Origin of the sequence: Martelella mediterranea, assembly GCF_004342225.1 — a bacterium.
Lineage (GTDB): Bacteria > Pseudomonadota > Alphaproteobacteria > Rhizobiales > Rhizobiaceae > Martelella > Martelella mediterranea_B.
Genome location: NZ_SMAR01000002.1, coordinates 75,366 through 98,242, shown reverse-complemented (window position 1 = coordinate 98,242; position 22,877 = coordinate 75,366). Strand labels below are relative to the sequence as shown.

26 protein-coding genes are annotated in these 22,877 nt (G+C 55.9%); 12 read left to right on the top strand and 14 right to left on the bottom strand.

What is annotated here, in order from left to right; translation table 11 throughout:
• Positions 1–117 precede the first annotated feature (117 nt).
• The 3 genes from EDC90_RS01960 to EDC90_RS01950 are packed head-to-tail and all read right to left on the bottom strand — an operon-like array spanning position 118 to position 3,115.
• Positions 118–606, bottom strand: a complete 489-nt coding sequence (locus EDC90_RS01960) for an HPr kinase/phosphorylase (protein ID WP_132307999.1) — start codon at positions 604–606, stop codon at positions 118–120.
• Positions 603–2,378 (bottom strand): sensor histidine kinase, encoded by a 1,776-nt coding sequence (locus EDC90_RS01955; RefSeq protein WP_132307997.1) that lies wholly within the window; start codon positions 2,376–2,378, stop codon positions 603–605. Before EDC90_RS01955 ends, EDC90_RS01960 begins: the two co-directional genes overlap by 4 nt.
• A 20-nt stretch (positions 2,379–2,398) precedes the next feature.
• Complete coding sequence (locus tag EDC90_RS01950) at positions 2,399–3,115, bottom strand: response regulator transcription factor (protein ID WP_132307995.1); 717 nt, start codon at positions 3,113–3,115, stop codon at positions 2,399–2,401.
• Positions 3,116–3,442: 327 nt separating this feature from the next.
• On the opposite strand from EDC90_RS01950, the gene EDC90_RS01945 reads away from it, so the two are divergent.
• A complete protein-coding gene (locus tag EDC90_RS01945) occupies positions 3,443–5,053 on the top strand; it encodes a phosphoenolpyruvate carboxykinase (RefSeq protein ID WP_132307993.1) in 1,611 nt (536 codons plus the stop codon).
• 89 nt (positions 5,054–5,142) lie between these two features.
• Here the strand turns inward: EDC90_RS01945 and EDC90_RS01940 are convergent, their stop codons facing one another.
• On the bottom strand, positions 5,143–5,598 hold the full coding sequence (locus tag EDC90_RS01940; protein WP_245510893.1) for a glyoxalase superfamily protein: 456 nt from the start codon (positions 5,596–5,598) through the stop codon (positions 5,143–5,145).
• 248 nt (positions 5,599–5,846) lie between these two features.
• Between EDC90_RS01940 and arfB the strand changes: the two genes are divergently transcribed.
• The gene (gene arfB, locus EDC90_RS01935; protein ID WP_132307989.1) at positions 5,847–6,284 is read left to right on the top strand and encodes an alternative ribosome rescue aminoacyl-tRNA hydrolase ArfB; all 438 of its coding nucleotides are present in this window, start codon (positions 5,847–5,849) and stop codon (positions 6,282–6,284) included.
• Positions 6,285–6,292: 8 nt separating this feature from the next.
• Entirely contained in the window at positions 6,293–6,916 is a 624-nt protein-coding gene (locus tag EDC90_RS01930) for an alpha-ketoglutarate-dependent dioxygenase AlkB family protein (RefSeq protein ID WP_132307987.1), read from the top strand.
• Positions 6,917–7,004: 88 nt separating this feature from the next.
• Here EDC90_RS01930 and coaA read toward each other — a convergent pair whose 3' ends face one another.
• The 8 genes from coaA to hisB form a co-directional block, all read right to left on the bottom strand.
• Positions 7,005–7,982: a type I pantothenate kinase gene (gene coaA, locus EDC90_RS01925; RefSeq protein ID WP_132307985.1), complete on the bottom strand. Its 978-nt coding sequence runs from the start codon at positions 7,980–7,982 to the stop codon at positions 7,005–7,007.
• A 23-nt stretch (positions 7,983–8,005) separates the two neighbouring features.
• A complete protein-coding gene (locus tag EDC90_RS01920) occupies positions 8,006–8,329 on the bottom strand; it encodes a phosphoribosyl-ATP diphosphatase (RefSeq protein ID WP_132307983.1) in 324 nt (107 codons plus the stop codon).
• 11 nt (positions 8,330–8,340) lie between these two features.
• The gene (gene hisF, locus EDC90_RS01915) at positions 8,341–9,123 is read right to left on the bottom strand and encodes an imidazole glycerol phosphate synthase subunit HisF (protein WP_132307981.1); all 783 of its coding nucleotides are present in this window, start codon (positions 9,121–9,123) and stop codon (positions 8,341–8,343) included.
• A gap of 43 nt (positions 9,124–9,166) precedes the next feature.
• The gene (locus tag EDC90_RS01910; RefSeq protein ID WP_132307979.1) at positions 9,167–9,496 is read right to left on the bottom strand and encodes a hypothetical protein; all 330 of its coding nucleotides are present in this window, start codon (positions 9,494–9,496) and stop codon (positions 9,167–9,169) included.
• Positions 9,496–10,230: a 1-(5-phosphoribosyl)-5-[(5-phosphoribosylamino)methylideneamino]imidazole-4-carboxamide isomerase gene (gene hisA / locus EDC90_RS01905; protein WP_132307977.1), complete on the bottom strand. Its 735-nt coding sequence runs from the start codon at positions 10,228–10,230 to the stop codon at positions 9,496–9,498. Before hisA ends, EDC90_RS01910 begins: the two co-directional genes overlap by 1 nt.
• Positions 10,231–10,333: 103 nt before the next feature.
• Complete coding sequence (hisH, locus tag EDC90_RS01900) at positions 10,334–10,984, bottom strand: imidazole glycerol phosphate synthase subunit HisH (RefSeq protein ID WP_132308314.1); 651 nt, start codon at positions 10,982–10,984, stop codon at positions 10,334–10,336.
• Positions 10,985–11,009: 25 nt separating this feature from the next.
• Positions 11,010–11,417, bottom strand: a complete 408-nt coding sequence (locus EDC90_RS01895; RefSeq protein ID WP_132307975.1) for a DUF2628 domain-containing protein — start codon at positions 11,415–11,417, stop codon at positions 11,010–11,012.
• 12 nt (positions 11,418–11,429) lie between these two features.
• Positions 11,430–12,038, bottom strand: coding sequence for an imidazoleglycerol-phosphate dehydratase HisB (gene hisB, locus EDC90_RS01890; protein WP_132308312.1), 609 nt, complete (start codon positions 12,036–12,038; stop codon positions 11,430–11,432).
• Positions 12,039–12,213: 175 nt separating this feature from the next.
• On the opposite strand from hisB, the gene EDC90_RS01885 reads away from it, so the two are divergent.
• The 4 genes from EDC90_RS01885 (at position 12,214) to hslU (ending at position 15,177) form a co-directional block, all read left to right on the top strand.
• The gene (locus EDC90_RS01885; RefSeq protein WP_132307973.1) at positions 12,214–12,717 is read left to right on the top strand and encodes a DMT family transporter; all 504 of its coding nucleotides are present in this window, start codon (positions 12,214–12,216) and stop codon (positions 12,715–12,717) included.
• Positions 12,714–13,142: a DMT family transporter gene (locus EDC90_RS01880; protein ID WP_132307971.1), complete on the top strand. Its 429-nt coding sequence runs from the start codon at positions 12,714–12,716 to the stop codon at positions 13,140–13,142. Before EDC90_RS01885 ends, EDC90_RS01880 begins: the two co-directional genes overlap by 4 nt.
• Positions 13,143–13,238: 96 nt before the next feature.
• On the top strand, positions 13,239–13,799 hold the full coding sequence (gene hslV, locus EDC90_RS01875) for an ATP-dependent protease subunit HslV (protein ID WP_132307969.1): 561 nt from the start codon (positions 13,239–13,241) through the stop codon (positions 13,797–13,799).
• 70 nt (positions 13,800–13,869) lie between these two features.
• Complete coding sequence (gene hslU / locus EDC90_RS01870) at positions 13,870–15,177, top strand: ATP-dependent protease ATPase subunit HslU (protein ID WP_132307967.1); 1,308 nt, start codon at positions 13,870–13,872, stop codon at positions 15,175–15,177.
• A 78-nt stretch (positions 15,178–15,255) separates the two neighbouring features.
• Here hslU and EDC90_RS01865 read toward each other — a convergent pair whose 3' ends face one another.
• On the bottom strand, positions 15,256–16,017 hold the full coding sequence (locus EDC90_RS01865) for a class I SAM-dependent methyltransferase (RefSeq protein WP_281015390.1): 762 nt from the start codon (positions 16,015–16,017) through the stop codon (positions 15,256–15,258).
• A gap of 153 nt (positions 16,018–16,170) precedes the next feature.
• Between EDC90_RS01865 and EDC90_RS01860 the strand changes: the two genes are divergently transcribed.
• From EDC90_RS01860 to EDC90_RS01850, 3 genes are all read left to right on the top strand, one after another.
• Positions 16,171–18,339 (top strand): malate synthase G, encoded by a 2,169-nt coding sequence (locus EDC90_RS01860; protein ID WP_132307963.1) that lies wholly within the window; start codon positions 16,171–16,173, stop codon positions 18,337–18,339.
• Between the two features lie 186 nt (positions 18,340–18,525).
• Positions 18,526–19,227, top strand: a complete 702-nt coding sequence (locus EDC90_RS01855; RefSeq protein ID WP_132307961.1) for a sulfate transporter family protein — start codon at positions 18,526–18,528, stop codon at positions 19,225–19,227.
• Positions 19,228–19,360: 133 nt separating this feature from the next.
• On the top strand, positions 19,361–20,218 hold the full coding sequence (locus tag EDC90_RS01850; protein ID WP_132307959.1) for a D-amino-acid transaminase: 858 nt from the start codon (positions 19,361–19,363) through the stop codon (positions 20,216–20,218).
• A gap of 16 nt (positions 20,219–20,234) precedes the next feature.
• Here the strand turns inward: EDC90_RS01850 and nth are convergent, their stop codons facing one another.
• Positions 20,235–20,987: an endonuclease III gene (gene nth / locus EDC90_RS01845; RefSeq protein ID WP_132307957.1), complete on the bottom strand. Its 753-nt coding sequence runs from the start codon at positions 20,985–20,987 to the stop codon at positions 20,235–20,237.
• 66 nt (positions 20,988–21,053) lie between these two features.
• Between nth and EDC90_RS01840 the strand changes: the two genes are divergently transcribed.
• Both EDC90_RS01840 and EDC90_RS01835 read left to right on the top strand, forming a co-directional pair.
• Positions 21,054–21,569 (top strand): DUF2244 domain-containing protein, encoded by a 516-nt coding sequence (locus EDC90_RS01840; protein ID WP_132308310.1) that lies wholly within the window; start codon positions 21,054–21,056, stop codon positions 21,567–21,569.
• A gap of 171 nt (positions 21,570–21,740) precedes the next feature.
• A complete protein-coding gene (locus tag EDC90_RS01835) occupies positions 21,741–22,625 on the top strand; it encodes a methylated-DNA--[protein]-cysteine S-methyltransferase (protein WP_132307955.1) in 885 nt (294 codons plus the stop codon).
• Positions 22,626–22,877: the final 252 nt, after the last annotated feature.

Here is a 22,877-nt window from a genome sequence, read left to right as displayed (position 1 = left end):
ATCTTGTCCAAGCCTGCGCGAAGTTCAAGCCAAAAAGGGTCAAATATGTCACGAAAACAAACGCGTCCACTGTGCTGATGCATGGCAAACACAGATAAGCCCGGCGAATGCGGTTTTTCAGACAAGAAGACCGGGCACCGCCGGCTGGCCGGTTTCAAGGCCGGGGCAGGCTGCCATCAGGCGGGAAAGCGGATCTGGCGATGGCCATGTCAGGTTGATCTGCGGCAATGTTCGGGTCTTCGTAACCGCCCAGCGCTGATTTACAGGCGGCATGCGTTCGGCCGTGTCCGGCCTGACCAGGCTGACAGCAAAATCGATGACAGCGGCAGAAATATAAGGCAGGCGGGCAATGCCGGTCCCGCGCACTTCAATCTGACCTGCTATGGTTTGCGGTGTTTCTGCAATAATGCGCCCGTTTGCGGCGGAAACAAAGATCTGATCGTCCGCGATGAGGCGGGAAAAAAGGCCATACGTTCCCGCGGCGCGCAGGCAGGCGAGTGCACATTCGCTCTTGCCTGCCCCTGGTGGTCCGATAAACGCAATGCCGGTGCTGCCGATGACAATCGCCGTTGCGTGCCGGTTTATCCTTTCGCGTGCATCCGTCATGAATTGCGTGAACCGGAAGCCGGGAGCGTCAGTGTGAAACAGGCTCCGGCCAGCTCTCCGGTTTCTTCATTCGTGATATTGTGGGCGGTCAGCGTGCCGCCATGGGCTTCGGCGATCTGTCTGGAGATAGAAAGCCCAAGGCCGGAATTCTGACCGAATGCCTCACTATCCGGGCGATCCGTATAAAAACGCTCGAAAATCCGTTCGATATTCTCGATGCGGATACCCGGCCCGTTATCGCTCACCGTAATCACAATCTGATTGCGATTGCGCTTCAGCCTGACGTCGATCCGACCGGTATGTTCAGGCACAAATGAGCGGGCATTTTCAATCAGATTGGTGATGATCTGGCCGATCCTGAGGTCGTGGCCGAACGCCTGAAATGCACCCTTGCCGTGGTTGGCATTTTCGGCTTCGAAATGAATTTCGACTTTCTTGGTGCGCTGGCTGGTTTGCTGTGAAAGGGAAACCAGATCCGTCAGAAGCTTTTCAGCGTCGAAGGTCTTGGCGTCTTCACGGGCAAGCTCCGCATCCAGCCGGGACGCATCCGAAATATCACTGATCAGACGATCAAGCCGGCGGACATCATGCTGGATGATTTCCGTAAGGCGCGCTTTGGACTCCTCTGTCTTGGCAAGCGGTAGTGTTTCGACCGCACTTCGAAGCGATGTCAGCGGGTTTTTCAGTTCATGCGCCACGTCTGCGGCGAAACTGTCAATGGCATCAATTCGGTCGTAAAGCGCTGTCGTCATTTCCCTGAGCGCCTTGGAAAGATGGCCGATCTCATCCTGACGCGATGAGAAGTCCGGAATTTCTTCCCGTTCCCGCGGGCCGCCTCTACGGACACGCACTGCGGCATCGGCCAGCTTTCTCAGCGGATTGGCAATCGTTGACGACAGCATCAGCGACAGAACCATCGTGACGACAGCTGTAACGGCAAACATGCGGATAATGGCGAGGCGTTCGGCATGGACGATCTTGTCGATCTCACCGGCCTGGGTGGACAGCATAAGCACACCGAGCACGGCGCGAAACCGCTGAATCGGCACCGCAACAGATACGATCAGCTTGCCGCCATCGGTAACGCTGACCTGCGTGGAGCGCTGGCCGTCCAGTGCCTTTTCGACTTCCGCGTAAATCGAGCCGTCACCACTTGGCGCCTCCTGATAGCGCGGCAGGTCGCCCGGCTGTAAAAGGCGGTTCATCAGGCTGCCGAGCCTGCTTTCTGCGCGGTCTACGAAGCTTTCTTCAACCGGTGGCAGATCAGAGCGCAGCACATAGCTACGCGAATACATGTAGCGCGAATCCAGGATCAGGTTCGCATCCGGATCGAAGATTCGAGCACGGGTGCGGGTGGGGGAAATCAGCCGTCTGAGGATCGGGGCGACCTTTTCCGTATCGATCGGAAAGCGAAGATCTTCATCGCTGGTTGTCGGGCGGGCACTTTCTCCTGCCTGAAGCTCCAGAAGCTTCTGCGGATCGATGGTCATGGTGTCGGTTTCAACCGAAGCTGAAGACGCAATAGCCCCTGCGATGATCTCGCCCTGTGTCAGCAGGCTCTGAATGCGTGCATCAATCAGCCCTTCGCGAAACTGGTTGAGATAAAGGATGCCGCCGACAAGGAAGAAGAGCGCCAGAAGGTTGAAGAACAGAATGCGCCAGTTCAGGCTGGAAAAGACCGTGGAGCCCAGAAGCCATCGCAGCGCGGCAAATGGCCTGATCCATCGCCGCCCCGGTTTCCTCTTTGCCGATGCTTCCTTGCTGTCTGCCACGCTTCAGTTTCGCTCTGTGATCAGGCTGCTTCGCGGAAACGGTAGCCCACGCCGTAGAGCGTTTCAATCATGTCAAATTCGGTGTCCACCATCTTGAACTTCTTGCGCAGCCGCTTGATGTGGCTGTCGATCGTACGGTCATCGACGTAAACCTGATCGTCATAGGCAGCATCCATCAGGGCATCACGGCTTTTAACAACGCCGGGGCGCTGGGCGAGAGACTGAAGGATCAGAAATTCTGTCACTGTAAGGGTCACAGGTGCGCCTTTCCAGGTGCAGGTGTGGCGTTCGCGATCCATCAGAAGCGGCCCGCGTTCAAGCGGCTTGCTGGCTTCGCTTTCAACCGTCTTGATGCCGCTGGCTGCATTTTCCCGCGCTGCGGCGCGACGCAGAACGGCGCGGACGCGCTCAACCAGAAGCCGCTGCGAGAACGGTTTGGTGATGAAGTCGTCGGCCCCCATCTTCAGGCCGAAAAGCTCATCGATCTCCTCATCCTTCGATGTCAGAAAGATGACCGGAATGTCTGACTTCTGGCGCAATCTGCGTAGAAGCTCCATTCCATCCATTCGGGGCATCTTGATGTCGAAAATCGCCAGTTGTGGCGGGTTGGACTGGAGACCGGTCAGCGCCGTGGCGCCGTCGGTGTATGTGTCGACGCGAAAGCCTTCCGACTCCAGTGCAATCGAGACTGAGGTCAGGATATTGCGATCGTCATCCACCAGAGCAATCGTCTGCATGCGTGGGTCTCCTTAGCGTTTAAAAGAGCATGCGAGCCCGTATTCAGGTTCCAGCCCTTGTTGGAAAAAAACTGGAACAAATTGTGGCAAAGCGGTCAATACCAAGAATTTACCGGGGTTGAACCCTTTTAGAGCCGTTTTTCTCTGATTTTCTAAGTCCATGAGTTAAAACGCAGAATCAGGAATTCTGCAATTTTAACAATTTCATTAAATCGATTAAACCTATGAAATTATTGACCTTTATAAAATCCAAGGTTGATGAATGCGAAATTATTTAATATGTTTTTAAAAAATTCATTTTGTTTAAATCGGTGAAGGATCGTTTCGATGGCGGAGGAGCTTGGCGTTTTCAATCACGAATTTTCTGCACGAGAGTCGGGATTGCGGGGGCTAAAAAGAGTTTATTACAATCTGTTGCCGGCTGAACTTTGCGAGGAGGCGGTTCGGCGCGGTGAGGCGACCATGACGGCTGATGGTGCGCTGCGGGCACTGACAGGGCAGCATACCGGCCGGTCTGCCAAGGACAAGTTTGTTGTCTTTGATGACGCGACACGCAATGCGGTGTGGTGGGACAATAACAAGCCCATGTCTGCCGAACACTTCGCGCTCCTTAAAGCAGATATGCTGGCGCATGCGGAAGGCAAAGACCTGTTTGTTCAGGATCTGATCGGTGGCGCCGACAGTCAGAACGCGCTGCCAACGCGTGTCGTGACAGAGTATGCTTGGCATTCGCTGTTCATTCGCAATCTTCTGATTCGGCCGGATATGGACGCGCTTGAGCGGTTTCAGGCTAAGCTGACGATTATCAATCTGCCGAGCTTCGTGGCCGACCCCAAGCGCTACGGCTGCCGGACGGAAACGGTGATCGCCTGCGATCTGGAGAACGGCCTCGTTCTGATTGGCGGCACATCCTATGCCGGTGAAATGAAGAAATCTGTGTTCACAGTCCTGAACTACCTTTTGCCAGCGCGCGGGGTGATGCCGATGCATTGCTCGGCCAATGTCGGCGACAATGGCGATGCTGCCGTATTTTTCGGCCTCTCCGGCACGGGAAAAACAACGCTCTCAGCTGATCCTGAGCGCACGCTGATCGGCGACGATGAGCATGGCTGGGGCGCAGATGGACTCTTTAACTTCGAAGGCGGGTGCTATGCCAAGACGATCCGCCTTTCGGCAGAGGCTGAGCCGCAGATTTATGGAACGACAAAGCGTTTCGGAACTGTGCTTGAAAATGTCGTTCTCGATGCCGATCGCAAGCCGGACTTCGACGACGCGTCGCTGACGGAGAACACGCGCTGCGCTTACCCGCTTCACTATATCTCGAATGCATCATGCACCGGGCGGGCGCCCCATCCCAAAACCATCATCATGCTGACGGCCGATGCTTTCGGTGTGTTGCCGCCGATTGCCCGACTGACGCCGGACCAAGCCATGTATCACTTTCTCTCCGGCTATACCGCTAAGGTTGCCGGGACGGAAAAAGGTGTAACAGAACCGGAAGCAACTTTTTCAACCTGCTTTGGCGCTCCGTTCATGCCGCGTCATCCGGCAGAGTATGGCAATCTTTTAAAGGCGCTGATTGCAAAACATGGTGTCGATTGCTGGCTCGTGAATACCGGCTGGACCGGCGGGGCCTATGGTATTGGTCAGCGCATGCCAATCCGGCAGACCCGCGCCATGCTCAAAGAAGCGCTTTCCGGCCGCCTTAGAGATGCCCAATTCAGGGTTGATAGTCATTTCGGATTTAGTGTTCCGGTTGATATTGCGGGCGTCGAGCGCTCTATCCTTAACCCGCGCAGCACTTGGGCTGACCCATGTGCCTATGATGCGCAGGCGGCCAAGCTGGTGGATATGTTTGTCGCAAACTTTGCGCGCTTTGAGCCACATGTTGACAGCGGCGTGAAGGCCGCCGCGCCAGGCGTTTTGGTGGCTGCGTGAATCGGAATTAAGCTCGGCAGGAGGAGTGCCTGAAATGCCCGGGATGCGAATTTGCGCGCCCGGGCATTTCTCGTCTCGAGGTGTCATGTCTACCAGGCGAGTTCCACATGGGGGCGACCGTCCGATGTTCTGGCGGCAGACCGGCCGGTTTCGTCGACTGTGCAATTGATCCGGCGACGCATCGATGAAAAGCTGTCAAAGGCCACGACATCGACGGGCTCGTCGAATTTCAGTGTCAGGCGGTATCGGCGTGGATGGTCGGCAAGCATTTGCGCCGAAATGATTTCAGCATCGAAGGCATGGCCAAGATAGGAGCCCGAAACTCGTGTGCCCAGCGCCCATGGATTGAGTGGTGGCCGGTTGCCCGCCTTGGCGTGAAGCGTATTCCAGTCGCGAAAACCATACTGTGCGGCAACCAGTTCCAGCGCGCGGGCATGGGAGATCGCTTCATTTTCCTGTGCGAGCCGGGTGCGCAGACGTTTCGCCTGATCTTTGATAGCCTCAAGAGAGGGGAGTGGTAAATTCGGCATGGCGAAGTTTTCCATTCGCATTCGCCTGTCAGGTGTTTCGGTGTCCGCGTTGCCGGAACCGCGAATGCGCAAGGTTTGAAAACATCGCTCAGACGGTTGTCGCGGGTACTTCACCATGGGTTGTTCAAACCCAGCGGACGGCAGGCGACCCAAGCCTTGGGAATTGGCTAAACCGCAATCATGGCGAAGTCAAGATAATGGATTGCAAGCCTTCGCCGTGGGTATCTCTTGAAGCCTTGTTGTCACCATGAGATAAAGCGTGCATGGCCTCAAGCGATCTCTTCATCAATGACCGGATAACGATTTACGGCTGGGAACTGACCGAACAGTTTGTCCTGGCTGGCGGTCCTGGCGGGCAGAATGTGAACAAGGTTGCAACTGGCGTGCAGCTTTTTTTCGCAGTCGAAAGCTCACCGTCCTTGCCGGAGCGCGTGAAGCGGAATCTGGTCCGGCTGGGTGGCCGCAAGGTTTCGAAGGAAGGCGTTCTGCTGATTGAGGCAAATCGCCATCGCAGTCAGGAGCGTAACCGCGAGGATGCCCGCGAACGGCTGAAGGAACTGGTTTTGGCCGCTGCCGCACCGCCGCCGCCGCGTCGCCGCAAAACCAAGCCCACGCGTGGTTCGATTGAACGCCGGCTGAAGGAAAAGGCGGGCCGCGCCACCATCAAGAAGATGCGTGGCAAACCATCATCCGACGAGTAGGATAAACGATGAGCGAGCAGGCTTTTCCAACTGGCTTTCGCTATCTGCCGGATTATCTCGACCGCGCAGAACAGACAGCGCTGCTTGAGGACATACGTGCTGTTGTCGCGGAGGCACCGTTATATGTGCCGCTGATGCCGCGCACCGGCAAGCCTATGTCTGTCAGAATGACCAATTGTGGCACGCTTGGCTGGCTCACGGACAAGGAACGCGGCTATCGCTATCAGGAAACACATCCCGTCACCGAAAAACCATGGCCAAAAATGCCGCGACGACTGCTTGATCTCTGGCATGATCTTGCCAGTGTTGAGGTGCCACCGGAGGCATGTCTGATCAATTTCTATGAGTCGGACGCTAAAATGGGCATGCATCAGGATCGGGACGAGGCCGATTTTTCCGCGCCGGTCCTTTCGATATCACTGGGCGATACCTGCCTTTTTCGTGTCGGCGGACAGGAGCGCAAGGACAAGGCGGTCTCGTTTAAGCTGAAAAGCGGGGATGTTGTGCTGCTGGCTGGCGATAGTCGTCTGGCGTTTCACGGGGTTTCGCGGATCTACCCGGATACATCGACTTTGCTGAAAAACGGTGGGCGCATCAATCTGACGCTGCGACGCGTGACACCGGTTCCTTAAAGACTTTTCCGTATGGTTATGGCGCCCGGATCAGGCCCGGGATGACGCAAGAAGTGGACTTTTGCGAAAGGCTCAGGGCTTTTTGCGTTTAAAGTTTCCTCAGCGCCACTGTCTCCACCAGATGATCACGGCCTTTGCGCAGGATCAGATCGGCGCGTGGTCGGGTGGGCAGAATGTTCTGCTGCAGGTTCACAAGGTTGATGTTATCCCAGAGGTCTTCAGCGATCTGCAATGCATCGGCCTCTTCCAGCTTTGCATAGCGATGGAAGTATGAAGCCGGATCCCGAAATGCGGTTTGCCGCAGTTTCTTGAAACGCGAAACATACCACTGGTGAATCTGCTCCATATCGGCATCGATATAGATCGAGAAGTCAAAATAGTCCGAAACGATCGGGACCATGCGCCCGCCTTCCGGCAGGTGGCGCGACTGTAAAACATTGATACCTTCGAAAATCAGGATATCAGGCCGGTCCACGGTGACGAACTGATCAGGCATCACATCATAGCTCTGGTGCGAATAAAGCGGTGCCTTCACATTGGGCATACCGGCCTTGATCGCAGACAGAAATTTCAGGATCGCGCCGGTATCAAAGCTTTCGGGAAAGCCCTTGCGGCGCATGAGCCCTTCCATTTCCAGCACGGCATTGGGGTACAAGAAGCCATCAGAGGTGACGAGGTCGACCTTCGGGCTGGAGGGCCAGCGTGCAAGAAGCTGTTTCAGAAGACGCGCGGTCGTGGATTTTCCGACGGCCACCGGACCGGCAACGCCGATGATAAAGGGTGTTTTATTGTCGGTTTGGCTGAAGTTCAAAAAGCGCTTGCGCTGACGAAACAGCATTTGCGACGATTCCACATGCGATGACAAAAGCCTGGACAGCGACAGATAAATGCGCCGCACCTCTTCCAGATCAATCGGGTCGTTCAAGGAGCGCAGCTGCCGGACTTCTTCGGCTTTAAGCGTCAGTGGCGTATCAGCGCGAAACCGCGACCACTCATCTGCTGAAAAAAAGCGGTAGGGCGAAACCGGTTCTGACCAGCTTTCTCCCGATGCGCTGTCCTGTCCCATCAAGGCTTCCTGAAACGCAGTCATCATGAAGGCGTGCGCCCTGCTTTCTCTTCGAGGCCGGTACGGCCGGTGCGCCGCTCCAGTTCCGCCATCACATCGGCAAGCGGAATATCGGCGATTTTAAGAACCACCAGAAGATGATAAAGCAGGTCTGCTGCTTCATAGGTCAGGTTTTCGCGGTCTTCGGCGATGGCACCGATCACCACTTCGACGGCTTCTTCGCCCAGTTTTTTGGCGGCTTTGGTCTGACCTTTGGAGACGAGCCTGGCCGTCCAGCTTTCCTCCGGCGATGCTTTTGCCCGCTCGGCGACGATGGTTTCAAGGTCTGCCAGTGAAAAATCGGTCATCGCGTTTCTCCTCAGTCCAGCCGCATGGCGATACCGTGATCAGCCATATACTGTTTTGCTTCACCAATGGAATAGGTACCAAAGTGGAAGATCGAGGCGGCCAGAACAGCTGTTGCATGTCCTTCGCGAATACCATCCACCAGATGGTCCAGCGTGCCGACACCTCCGGAGGCTATAACCGGCACTGATACGGCATCGGCGATTGCGCGGGTCAGTTCCAGATCAAAACCCGATTTGGTGCCGTCACGGTCCATCGAAGTCAGCAGGATTTCACCTGCACCGCGCTCGACCACGTTTCGGGCGAATTTAACTGCGTCGATTCCGGTTGCCTTCCGCCCGCCATGGGTGAAGATTTCCCAGGCGCTGTCGGTTTCATCGCCCGGCGTTTCGCGTCGCTTGGCGTCAATGGCGACGACAATGCACTGATTGCCGAATTTATCGGCGGCTTCCGCCACAAAATCCGGGTTTTTAACTGCAGCGGAATTAATCGAAACCTTGTCAGCACCGCAAAGCAGAAGCTTTCGGATATCGGAAACCTCGCGCACGCCGCCGCCCACGGTCAACGGCATGAAGCAATGTTCTGCCGTGCGGGTAATAACGTCATAAATGGTTTCGCGATTGTCCGACGTGGCGGTGATATCGAGAAAGCAAAGCTCATCGGCGCCCGCGGCATCATAGGCTTTTGCAGCCTCCACCGGATCTCCAGCGTCAATCAGGTCAACGAAATTCACGCCTTTGACAACGCGGCCATCTTTTACGTCTAGGCAGGGGATAACGCGGGCTTTCAGTGACATGTTCAATCCTCTCCGGGCAGCTTCTGGCCGTTGCCTTGTATCGTCAGACCTCAGGCCTGCTTTTCTTATAGCGGCGAAGCCCGTGTATCAATGCCATGACCAACAGCCAGACAAAGGCAAGCGCCAGAGCAGCGGGCATGGAAAAGAATGCATACCAGAAGGTCATGCCGAGGTTGCCGAGCAGGTGGCTGAAATCATGACCGGCAATGACGCAAGGGTAATATCCGGCCTCATCCAGTCTGCAACCATTCACGCTCGCAACAAATGCTGCCAGCATGGTCAGCACGATCGGCAGAAAAGCCATCAGAACGAGAAGCAGCGCAAACAGGATTGAAAACCATGGCTGACGCCGGGTTACCTTCTGCTCTGACATCAAAGGCCGCGGGCTTTCAGCAGGGCCATTGCCTCAGCCGGGTCAATCCGGCCGTCATAAAGTGCGCGGCCGGAGATTGCGCCTTCCAGCACCTGCGCATCATCTTCCGTCATCCGGGCGATGTCATCCATGGAGGCAAGGCCGCCGGAAGCGATCACCGGGATGCTGACGGCACGGGCAAGCTCCAGTGTTGAGTCCCAGTTGATGCCGGTCAGCACACCGTCGCGGTCGATATCGGTGTAAATAATCGCGGCCACACCTGCACCTTCAAAGCGTTTTGCCAGCTCAATAACCTCCAGCTCGGAAGCTTCCGCCCAGCCTTCAACGGCCACTTTGCCGCCGCGGGCATCGATACCAACGGCGATCTTGCCCGGAAAAGCCTTGCAGGCTTCCTTCACCAGATCCGGGTCACGCACGGCAACGGTGCCGAGAATGACGCGGGACAGGCCTTTGGAGAGCCAGTTTTCGATGTGTTCGAGTGAGCGGATACCGCCGCCCAGCTGCACCGGGTTTTTCGTGGCCTTCAAAATGGCATCGACAGCCTCACCATTGACGCTCTCACCGGCAAAGGCACCGTTCAGGTCAACGACGTGGAGATGCGTGAACCCTTGGTCCTCAAAGGCTTTTGCCTGCGCTGCGGGGTCGGGGTTATAGATTGTCGCCTGCTCCATGTCGCCCAGCTTCAGGCGCACACATTGTCCGTCTTTCAGGTCGATGGCGGGAAAAAGGATCATGATGGTTTTTCCGTTTTGTCTGAGTAACCGCCCGGCTCACGCCATGATCCGGGCATCAGGCCAGCATGACCGGTGAGTGGAACGGCAGAATGGAAACTAGCGATTAAGGCGTCCACATCAAAAAGTTGGCGATCAGTTTCAGGCCGAGAGACTGGCTTTTTTCCGGGTGAAACTGAGAGCCTGCCTTGTTGCCATCGGCGACGAAGGCGGTCACAGGCCCACCATAATCAGTGGTGGCAATCACCTGTTCCGGCTTTCTCGAAGCCAGATGATAGGAGTGGACGAAATAGGCGTGCAGACCGTCAGCGCCGGTTTTGATGCCGTCAAACAATGGGTGCTCGCTTTTCAGTTCCAGCGTATTCCAGCCGATTTGCGGGATCTTCAGTTGCGGATCGGCTGGGGTGATCTGGGTAACGTCACCGGCAATCCAGCCAAAGCCTTCGCTGGTTGTTTTCTCAAGTCCGCGTTCGGACATCATCTGCATGCCGACGCAAATGCCGAGGAATGGCCGTGCCTTTTCCTCTGCAACATGACGGATCGCTTCGACCATGCCATCCACGGCTGCAAGTCCGGCCCGGCAATCGGCATAAGCGCCAACGCCTGGCAGCACGATGCGGTCGGCCCCCGCCACGATATCGGCATTGTCCGTCAGAATGATTTCGGCATCGATGGCGTTTTCCCGCGCAGCACGCTCAAAGGCCTTGGTGGCCGAGCGCAGATTGCCGGAGCCGTAGTCGATGATTGCAACTTTCATAGTCATTCAGATATGTCCCGGAATGTCAGGTCTCGGCGAGGCCGGGAACCGTGAATGAAGGTCCCGTATCTCTTTCAGTAGACGAAAAATAAAGCTCTTCGGCCTCATCAATGCCGCTGGCGACAATCACATCGCGCAATTGCCAGCCGCGCTTTTCCATCGCATGCGCCTTCCAGCCACGCGCTTCCAGCGCAATAAACAGGTTCAGCGCCAGCGAAGCAGCCCCCGTTGCAAAGGCGAGGTGCTCAAAACCGCCTGCAACAGCGAGGATGACCGATGCCAGAAGTGTTAGCAGTCCGGCCATCCAGACCCGGTTTGCCAGAAGCCAGAACGGGCCGAAGATCAGCGCCAGCCACGAAAAACCATCACAGATGAAGCGCAGCTTCTCCGGATCGGCGTTTTCATCTGGGCTGAGCACAAGATAGCTTCGCATCAAAGGCGTTCCTTAAGCCAGCATGCCCTTGGTGGAGGGCACGCGGCCTTCTTGTCTGGCGTCGATCTCGGCTGCAGCACGCAGCGCACGGGCAACGGCCTTGAAACAGGTTTCGGAAATATGATGGCTGTTGGCGCCATAATGGTTCAGCACATGAAGTGTGATGCCGGAATTCTGTGCAAGCGCATGGAAGAACTCGCGTACCAGCTCGGTGTCGAACGTGCCGATTTTCTCCGATGGAAATTCAACCTTCCAGACCAGAAAGGGCCGGCCGGAAAGATCAAGCGCCGCCTTGGTCATGGTTTCGTCCATGGCCAGATCAATGGAGGCATAACGGGTTACGCCACGCCGATCTCCCAGCGCCTTTGCCAGCGCCAGACCGATGGCAATGCCCACATCTTCGACCGTATGGTGATCGTCGATGTGGAGGTCGCCCTTTGCCTTGATCGTCATATCGATCAGTGAATGGCGGGAAAGCTGGTCAAGCATATGATCGAAAAAGCCGATCCCGGTGGAAATATCGGCGATGCCGGTACCGTCCACATTGACGGAAACCGAGATCGAGGTTTCCTTGGTTTCGCGCGAAATGTCCGCGCGGCGGGCGTTTTCCTGAGCGACCATCTTCGCCTTCTGCCTCCTCATATGTCTGTTTCGTTCGTTTCTTAACAGCCGGGCGTTACAAGCGCAAAAGAAAAGCGGCTTTATAGCTGTGCCGCCTTTCGTCGCCCTTGCCTTTTCCTTCCGGCGTTTCTCGGCTAAAGCAGGTCTCCGATTGCTCTTAAAGTTGACGCCGCTGATGACCGAAGAAAAACAGACGACCGCAACACGCCCGGCGCTTATCTATTTTGCTGCCGCCTTCGGTGCCGGGTGCCTGCTGGCGATGATGACGCATATGAATGGTGTCGTCACCCAGTATGGCAATGCGCTTTATTCGTCATGGACCGCCCATGGTATCGGCACGCTGGCGGCTGTCATCATTCTGTCGGTTCAGTTTTTCCGGAGATCGGCTGCCACCCGGCCAACCGGAGACAGCCTGCGTGGAATCCCTTGGTGGGCCTATCTCGGTGGCGTTTCCGGCGCTGCAACTGTGGTTTTTGCCTCGCTCGCGGTCAATTCACCGCTGGCGCTTTCCGGCACGATTGCACTCGGGCTGGGCGGGCAGGTGCTGTTTTCACTGGCTGCTGATTACTGGGGTTTCTTCGGTCTTCCGGCGCGGAAACTTGATATGCGTGATCTTCTGACGGTTACGCTGATCCTGATGGGAAGTCTTCTGATCATTCTGTCGGGAGCGTCTCAATGATTGCCGCCATTGCCTTTGCCGTCGTCGCCGGGGTTCTGGTCGGCATCAGCCGTCAGGTGAACGGGCGCTTAAGCCTTTCGACGTCGCCGATGGTTTCGTCCTTCTTCAACCATTTTGTCGGTTTTATCGCGATGTGCATTGTCGCGCTGGCCGTCGGCGGACTGATCCCGCAAACACTCTCCGATATCCCGGTTTACGCCTATCTCGGCGGTCCGGTCGGTGTCATCTTTGTTGCCGCCGGATCGTGGGTGATCCCGAAAATTGGCGCAGTCAATACCGCGGTCCTGATCATTGGTGGTCAGATGGTGGCCGGTGTCCTGATGGATCTGGCAGAGGGTGCGGGTGGTGATTCCTGGCTCAGATATGCCGGGCTGGCGCTGATTCTGGCCGGAATCCTGCTTGCACAACAGCGCAAAGCAGGCTGATCATTCCTGTCCCGATTGCAAATGTGGCAATCGCTCCTACATAGGATGCCGGATCGGTATCCGGGTCAACCGCATACCGCAAAAGAGGTTTTGAAAATGAGCGAACACAATCCATTCGGCACCATGCATGCGACAACCATCATCACCGTGCGCAAGGACGGAAAGGTTGTTATGGCCGGCGACGGTCAGGTGTCGCTCGGTCAGACGGTTATGAAAGGCAATGCCCGCAAGGTGCGACGCATTGGCAAGAACGGCAACGTGATTGCCGGTTTCGCAGGCGCAACGGCCGATGCCTTCACTCTGCTGGAAAGGCTGGAGCGCAAGCTTGAGCAATACCCCGACCAGCTGATGCGGGCCTGTGTCGAACTCGCCAAAGACTGGCGGACGGACAAGTACCTGCGCAATCTGGAAGCGATGATGCTGGTCGCGAACAAGGATATCACGCTGGCCGTGACCGGTAATGGTGATGTTCTGGAACCGGAAAACGGTGTGATGGCCATCGGGTCAGGCGGCAATTATGCTTATGCGGCAGCCTGGGCGTTGATGGACAGCGACAAGCCTGCCGATGAGATCGCACATCGTGCAATGAAGATTGCATCGGAAATCTGCGTTTATACCAACGGCAATATCATTGTCGAAACACTCGACGCGGCCTGAAACGGCGCGTGACAACAACGGTCCGGCGCTTCCTTTTCAAAAGGCCGGGTTCCGTCAGGAGTAATCAATCATGACAAATTTTTCCCCGCGCGAGATCGTTTCCGAACTCGACCGCCACATTATCGGCCAGCATGATGCCAAGCGCGCCGTTGCTATTGCACTCAGGAACCGCTGGCGCCGTCAGCAGCTGCCTGATGATCTGCGCGATGAGGTGATGCCAAAGAATATTCTGATGATCGGCCCGACCGGCGTCGGCAAAACTGAAATCTCCCGTCGTCTGGCAAAGCTTGCAGGCGCACCGTTCATGAAGGTGGAGGCTACAAAGTTTACCGAAGTCGGCTATGTCGGCCGCGATGTCGAGCAGATTATCCGCGATCTGGTTGAAATCGGCCTCGTTCTGGTGCGCGAGAAAAAACGTCAGGAAGTGCAGGCAAAAGCCCATGCCAATGCGGAAGAGCGTGTGCTGGAAGCGCTGGTTGGCAAAACCGCTTCGCCGGCCACGCGTGACAGTTTCCGCAAGAAGCTGCGGGCTGGTGAACTGGACGACAAGGAAATCGATATCGAGATCGCTGATACCGGTTCAGGTTCGCAGGGCTTTGAAATTCCCGGCATGCCGGGCGCCAATGTCGGTGTTCTGAACCTTTCCGATATTTTCGGCAAAGGTATGGGGCAGCAGACCAAGAAGGTTCGCACCACGGTGAAGAATTCTTACGAAGATCTGATCCGCGACGAGTCCGACAAGCTGCTGGATGATGAAGTGATCCAGCGTGAAGCTTTGCGACTGGTGCAGGAAGAGGGCATCGTTTTTCTCGATGAGATCGACAAGATCGCCGCCGGTGACGGGCGCATGGGCGCTGGTGTTTCGCGCGAAGGTGTTCAGCGCGACCTGCTGCCGCTTGTGGAAGGCACCACGGTGGCCACAAAATATGGCCCGGTCAAGACCGACCATATCCTGTTCATCGCGTCAGGCGCGTTTCATGTTTCGAAACCGTCTGATCTCTTGCCCGAGCTTCAGGGCCGCCTGCCGATCCGCGTTGAACTCAGGGCGCTGACGCGGGAAGACTTCCGCCGTATTCTGACGGAAACACAGGCCAGCCTGATCCGTCAGTATCGTGCGCTGATGGAAACTGAAGAGTTGACGCTTGAATTTACCGAGGATGCGATTGATGCCCTTGCCGATGTGGCCGTTCATCTGAATGCAACGGTTGAAAACATCGGTGCGCGTCGTCTGCAGACGGTGATGGAGCGTGTGCTGGACGAGATTTCGTTCACAGCGCCGGATCAGTCGAGCCAGTCGATCATGATCGATTCCGAATATGTTCGTCAGCATGTCGGCGATCTGGCTCAGGATACGGATCTTTCGCGCTACATTCTGTAACCGCTTTTGCCATCCAAGAATTTTCAAAGGCCGGGGCTCGTCTCCGGCCTTTTCTGTCTGGAAACCTGTTCCGGCCTTTCAGCCGTCTTTGCGTGCAATAATAAAGGCGGCCTTGTTTTTGCCGGGGCACCACTGATGGGCAATGCTGAAACCCGTCTCGGCCAGTTCCCCGGTCAGTTGTTTTTGTGTGAAATAGCCGACATAGGGCGCTTTGCCGAGCAGCTGCATCACCGGAATGGCCGCGCGGATATAAAATGAGAAATCGGAAAGGCATGCCGTTGAAGTGATGAAAACGCCACCCGGTTTCAGCACGCGATAAACAGTGTCGAGGACGTGTTTCCGGTTTTTGACCAGGTGCAGAATGGAATGCGCCATCACGACGTCATACTGTTCAGCGCCGGAGGACAGGGTTTCCACGTCACCTTCGCGGAAATTGACATTGTCTATTGCCTGGTCGGCGGCTTTCCGGCGGGCAATGGCGATCATGTTTTCTGAAATGTCGACGGCATCGATCTCAGCCACAGCAGGCGCGTGGTAAAGCGCGGTTGAACCCGTGCCGCAGCCAAACTCGAAGACGCGCATATCCACTGAAAGATATTCGCGGGTGATATCGAGTTTGCGTTGATATATCTCGGGATCAGAAACAGGGTCTCTGGCGTATTTATCGGCAATCTTATCCCAGAACTGCTTTGATGGTTTCATCGTCTGCGTTTCTCTCTTAATCTGAAACTCTGCATGGGACAGTTTTGTCCGGCCACGCCCATAAAACCATGCTTTTATGACAAAGTATGCCGCAAACCCGGTCTGGATGGTCGAAGTGCGCTTGTTTCTGCTGAGCAAACGAGTTGCGCTGAGCGTATCGGTTCTCCAGCTGGCATAAGATCACTTTTTCCAGTTTGGAGACAATCTTTCAAATTAATTCCTGATTGATCCGTAGCCCGTTGCCGCTACATTAGCAGTTAACCAACATCACTTTTTAAGAGGCGTTCAATAATGGCCCGCATCGAAGAACATGGTCTTCAGTTCGACAAGACGCTCCATGATTTCCTGACTGAAAAGGTTCTGCCCGGAACTGGCGTTGCTGCCGACGCCTGGTTCAAGGGTTTTTCGGAGATTGTGCATGAGCTTGCGCCGATCAATCGCGCGCTTCTGAAAACCCGCGATGCAATGCAGGAAAAGCTCGATCGCTGGTACAGGGAAAATGGCGCTCCGTCAGATATGGCGGCCTATGAGGCTTTTCTGCGTGAGATCGGATATATCCTGCCTGAAGGCGAAGATTTCTCGGTCACCACAGAAAATGTGGACCCTGAGATTACGACAATTGCCGGTCCACAGCTTGTCGTTCCGGTGATGAATGCCCGCTATGCGCTGAACGCGGCCAATGCGCGCTGGGGATCGCTTTATGATGCGCTTTACGGCACGGATGCGATTTCTGAAGATGATGGCGCGGAGAAAGGCAAGGGCTACAATCCGAAGCGTGGCGAAAAGGTTATCGCTTGGGCCAAGGCATTTCTCGATAAGAATATGCCGCTGGCTTCAGGCTCGTGGGCCGATGCGCGTGGCTTTGGCTATGAAAGCGGAACGCTGCTGGTGAAGACCCCGGCCGGTGAAACCGGCCTGGCCGATCCGTCGCAATATGCCGGCTACAGCGCCACGAGCGATGATGCATTCAGGCTCGTCTTCACCAATCATAATCTGCATGTCATCGTGACGATCGACCCGGACAACATGATCGGCAAGGACGATCCTGCACATATTGCAGATGTGGCGCTGGAATCAGCCATTACCACGATCATGGACTGTGAAGATTCTGTTGCCGCTGTTGATGCGGAAGACAAGGTTCTGGCCTATTCCAACTGGCTGGGCCTGATGAAAGGTGACCTGACGGAAGAGGTCAGCAAGGGCGGTAAGACGTTCACCCGCAAGCTGAATGACGATATCGCATTCAGTTCGCCCGATAGCGCTCCGGTCAGCATTCCGGGTCGTTCTATGATGCTGGTGCGCAATGTCGGTCATCTGATGACCAATCCGGCGATCCTTGACAAGGATGGGCGCGAAGTGCCGGAAGGCATTATGGATGCAGCCATCACGGCACTGATCGCGCTTTACGATATTGGCGAAAACGGACGCCACATGAATTCGCGTGCGGGTTCGATGTATGTCGTCAAACCGAAGATGCACGGGCCGGAAGAAGTGGCCTTTGCCACCGAGCTTTTTGCCCGCGTTGAAAAAATCACCGGTATGAAGCCGAACACCATGAAAATGGGCATTATGGATGAGGAACGCCGCACCACGGTGAACCTGAAGGAATGCATTCGCGCTGCGAAAGAACGGGTTGTCTTCATCAATACCGGCTTCCTGGATCGCACTGGTGACGAAATCCACACTTCAATGGAAGCCGGACCGATGATCCGCAAGGGCGACATGAAGGCTGCCCCGTGGATCTCCGCTTATGAAAGCTGGAATGTCGATATCGGCCTTGAATGTGGTCTGGCCGGTCATGCGCAGATTGGTAAAGGCATGTGGGCCATGCCGGATCTGATGGCCGGAATGCTGGAAGCCAAGATCGGTCACCCGAAGGCCGGTGCCAACACGGCATGGGTGCCGTCCCCGACAGCTGCCACGCTCCATGCCACGCATTACCACGAGATTGATGTGCGTGCCGTTCAAAAGCAGCTGGTGAGCCGCGAGCGGGCCAGCCTGACCGATATTCTGTCTGTGCCGGTTGCGGTTCGTCCGAACTGGAGTGAGGAAGAGGTTCAGGCCGAGCTGGACAACAATGCGCAGGGCATTCTGGGTTATGTCGTGCGCTGGATTGATCAGGGTGTCGGCTGCTCCAAAGTGCCGGACATCAATGATATCGGCCTGATGGAAGATCGCGCGACGCTGCGCATCTCTTCGCAGCATATGGCCAACTGGCTTTACCATGGCGTTGTCACGGAAGAGCAGATTGTCGAAACGATGAAAAAAATGGCTGCAGTTGTTGACCGTCAGAATGAAGGCGATGCTGCCTACCGTCCCATGGCTGGTCACTTTGACGAGTCTGTTGCGTTTCAGGCGGCACTCGATCTTGTGCTGAAGGGCCGCGAACAGCCGAATGGCTATACCGAGCCTGTGTTGCATGCGCGCCGTCTGGAGCGCAAGGCCAAAGACGCGGCCTGACCTGGCCAGGATAATACGCCCGTTGATTTACGGCCTCCGCCTTTATGGGCGGGGGGTTTTTGCCGTCTGGCCAGAAGGTGAACTGTATTTGGCGGCTGGCCTCTGCTTGCGCGGCCCGGACAGTGTGCCTACATCTCTTTTCGAGAATGCGAATGGTGCACGATGCCGACACCAGCCGGAGGCCCTATGCTGATAGCCGCTGCCCGCGAGGCGCTGAAAGATCTGATCGACCCGAAGATGCGCGGCATTCTCTGGAAGGTGCTGGGCCTGTCGCTTTTGTGCCTGATCGCGCTCTGGGTTGCTATTCGGACGCTTTTTCTCTGGCTGGCCGTGCCGTGGCTGGCGCAGCTTTTTCCGACCATGCCGGAATGGACCGGCTGGATTACCTTTGTGCTGCTGATACTGGCCGCTGTCGGTCTGGCGCTTGGTCTGGCATTGCTGATGGCACCGGTCTCCGCTTTTGTTGCCGGGATATTTCTCGATGAGGCAGCGGAGCATGTGGAGCGTAACGATTATCCGTATGACCTGCCTGGCAAAGCCATGCCGGTCATACAGTCACTGGTTCTGGCAGTGAAGTTTCTCGGCGTGGTCATTGTCGGCAATATCTTCGCGCTTTTTCTGCTTCTGATACCCGGTGTGAATCTCGTCGCGTTTCTGATCGTGAATGGCTATCTTCTGGGCCGTGAGTTTTTCGAGTTTGCTGCAATGCGTTTCATGCCGCCGGAAAAGGCACGGGCACTCCGGCAGAAATACGGATTTCGGGTCTTTCTGGCCGGTCTTGTGATCGCCGGTTTTGTTGCAATTCCGATCGTCAATCTGGCAACGCCACTGTTCGCTGCCGCCTTCATGATTCACATCGTCAAACGTTTGCCGGTTGGCTCTGCCTGATCTGCGGTTTATGCGGATAAAATGACATGACACGCAATAAAAGGCGAATAATATCGCCTTGTTTCGAAGGCTATATCGGGTTATCACCGATATTGAGGTGATAACAACAACGACGAGACTGGAGTGAAGGCCGATGAGCCGTATTGTCTACCTGAACGGGGAGTGGTTGCCGGAAGCGGAAGCGAAGGTTTCCGTGTTTGACAGAGGCTATCTGTTTTCCGACGCGATTTATGAAGTGACCTGCGTGCTGGATGGCAAGCTGCTGGACTATGACGGGCATTCGGCACGGCTGAAACGTTCAACCGGCGCAATCGGCATCAAAATGCCGGTCGATGACGAGACGCTTCTGTCGCTGCATCGCCAGATTGCCGAGAAGAACGAAATGACGGAAGGCCTGATCTATCTTCAGGTCTCGCGTGGGAACCCCGGCGATCGCGATTTCATGTTCACCGATGACATGACACCGACCTTCTTCATGTTTACCCAGAAGAAGAATGTGATTGAGACCAAAACGGGCAAGAACGGCATTACCGTTGCCAGCGTTGAGGATCTGCGCTGGGGCCGGTGCGATATCAAGACCACACAGCTGCTTTATCCAAGCCTTGCCAAGATGGAAGCGCATGAAAAGGGTGCTGATGATGCCTGGCTGGTGCGCGACGGGCTTGTGACCGAGCAGTCTTCCGCAACCGCTTATATCGTCACAAAAGATGATGTGGTGATCACCCGCCCGCTCAGCCATGAAATTCTACCGGGTATTACCCGCGCGTCCGCACTTGTGATTGCCGAAAAGAATGGCATCAAGGTCGAAGAGCGCGCTTTTTCGGTGGATGAGGTAAAAGCTGCCAAAGAGGCGTTCTACACGTCTGCCAGCAATTTCGTGACACCGGTGACAGCCATTGATGGTCATCCGATCGGCGATGGCAAGCCGGGCGCACTCAGCCTGAAACTGCGTGACCTCTATATTGAGGACCGGCGCGCCAACGCGATCTGATACGAGGATCGAACAATCAGGCCAGGGGAACCAGCGGGGCCGGCATTTCGCTGGTTTTCTCCGCGGCCTTGCAGATGTCTGCGATCACACAGGCCAGACAGTCGGGTTTTCGCGCCTTGCAGCAATAACGTCCGTGCAGGATCAGCCAGTGGTGGGCGTGAAACAGATAGTCCGCCGGAATGATTTTCTCGAGTGTTGCCTCCACCGCGTCGGGCGTTTTGCCCGGCGCAAGACCGGTGCGATTGGCAATGCGAAAGATATGTGTATCGACAGCGATGGTTGCTTCGCCGAAAGCCATCGACATCACCACATTGGCGGTTTTCCGGCCAACACCGGGCAGCGTCACCAGTTCATCGCGGGTCTTCGGTACTTCACCGCCGAAGTCGCTGATCAGCCGCTTGCTGAGCGCGATGACGTTCTTTGCCTTGTTGCGGTAAAGGCCGATGGTTCGGATGTAGCTGATCAGGCGCTCCTCACCCAGATCGACCATCTTTTGCGGGGTGTCAGCAACGGCAAAAAGGTCTTTCGTCGCCTTGTTGACGCCGACATCCGTCGCCTGCGCGGAAAGAGCAACCGCCACAAGAAGCGTAAACGGATTGGTATGGTTCAGCTCGCCTTTCGGCTCGGGCCGCTGTATGGAAAAACGGCGGAAAATTTCCCGGATCTCATCTGCAGAATAGGCCGAGCGAGCCAGGGCGCGTTTGCGGGCAGCTCCGGAATTTGACTTTTGGGCCCGTTGGGTGCTCACTGATGACTTGGCTTTTGTCATTTTATTTTCACCTCTGGCATGGGCACGATGACCGATATTGAAGCGCTGCATCATCAACCGGAGAAGATGTCTGGCGGTCAGGCATCATTACATCCGGTTCAGGCAGCATCCGGCGAACCGCCGGTGTTTTCAGCCGAACTTTTCCCCCATCGTTCGCTGGGGCGCAAGGGATTTCGCGTTTTGCTCGCCGTGGCCGCGCTCGGTTTTCTGCCAAATACTGTCTATTTTCTTGCTGAAGGTGCCTGGCCGATTGCTGTTTTTTGCGCGGTCACATTCCTCGGGCTGTACGGTGCTTTCCGGCTTTCTTATCGCTCTGCGCGCACGCGTGAATATGTGTGGCTGTCGCCTCATCAGATCAGGGTCTGCAAATATGCGCCCTCGGGCCGCGTTTTCGAAGCGGGCTTTAATCCGCTCTGGACGCGCTTCATTGTCGATCACCATCCCGAGTTCGGGATCACCGGAATGCGGCTTACAAGCTCGGGCGAGACCGTGGAAATCGGAGCATTTTTGAACCCGGAGGATCGGGAAAGCTTTGCAAAGGCGCTGCGTTCTGCACTGGCGAGCGTGAAACAGCGGATATGACGCAGGAAACGGGTGGCTTCGCTGCAGAAGGCATGGTTGTTTCGTTGCACTAGAGCGCTGTCGCATCCATTCGGATGCACAAAGGACGTTCTAACCTATTGAATCTACGCATCGTGCTTTCTGAAAATCGATTCCGATTTTCGGGCCGATGCTGTAGGGAGTATGACGACCATGACCGCTATATTGAATGATATTGCCGCCAACGCAGTTGATGCGACGCCGCACGGATCGGATTATGAGATTATCTCAGCCGTGATCGCCATGATCAGCGAAGGTTACCGTGCCCAGCCGGGGCTTGAAACAATCGCCGCGCAGCTTGGCCTGTCACCCACCGCACTTCAGAAGGTTTTCTCGCGCTGGGCCGGGCTTTCGCCAAAAGCCTTTTTGCAGGCAGTGACACTTGATCATGCCAAGCGACTTCTGGGCCAGGAACATCTGCCATTGCTCGAAGCGTCATATGAGCTTGGGCTTTCCGGCCCGGGACGCCTTCATGATTTGTTTGTGACCCATGAGGCCATGTCGCCGGGCGAATGGAAGGCCAGTGGTGCCGGGCTTCATATCCGCTATGGTTTTCACCCATCGCCATTCGGGACAGCGCTGGTGATGATCACCGGCCGCGGTCTCGCCGGGCTGGCCTTTGCGGATGCCGGACAGGAGCGAACCGTGTATGACGATATGGCGTCGCGCTGGTCGCAAGCATCCTATATCGAGGACAGTGCCGCGACCGCACCCTATGCCGCACGGATTTTCAACCCGGAACAGTGGAGCGCCGAACAGCCCTTGAAAGTGGTGCTGATCGGAACTGACTTTCAGGTGCAGGTCTGGGAAAGCCTTCTGAAAATTCCGATGAACAAGGCGAGGACCTATTCTGATATCGCAGCTGAAATTGGCAGGCCGAAAGCCTCACGCGCGGTCGGTGCTGCTATTGGGCGCAATCCGGTTTCCTTTGTCGTGCCCTGCCACCGCGCGCTTGGCAAATCGGGTGCCCTGACCGGTTATCACTGGGGGCTCACCCGCAAACGCGCCATGCTTGGCTGGGAGGCCGGCAAGAGCTGAAATGCCAGTGCCTTGCAAAACACCTGCGCGAAACCATTCACATTTTTTAATTTCGGGTTGAGCGCCGTCAATGCAATACCTAAATCGATTGATAAGGTGCATTTACCCGAATAAACGCCCGGACGTGGAACTACGTACGGAGGTTGTCGGTTTCGGGCTTGCTTCCCGCTTCGATGTTTGCAAACAGTCATTGAAACATCATCGCGGCGCGATATCGGTAATACCAAATGCGCGGGAGGCAGCGATCAGGCT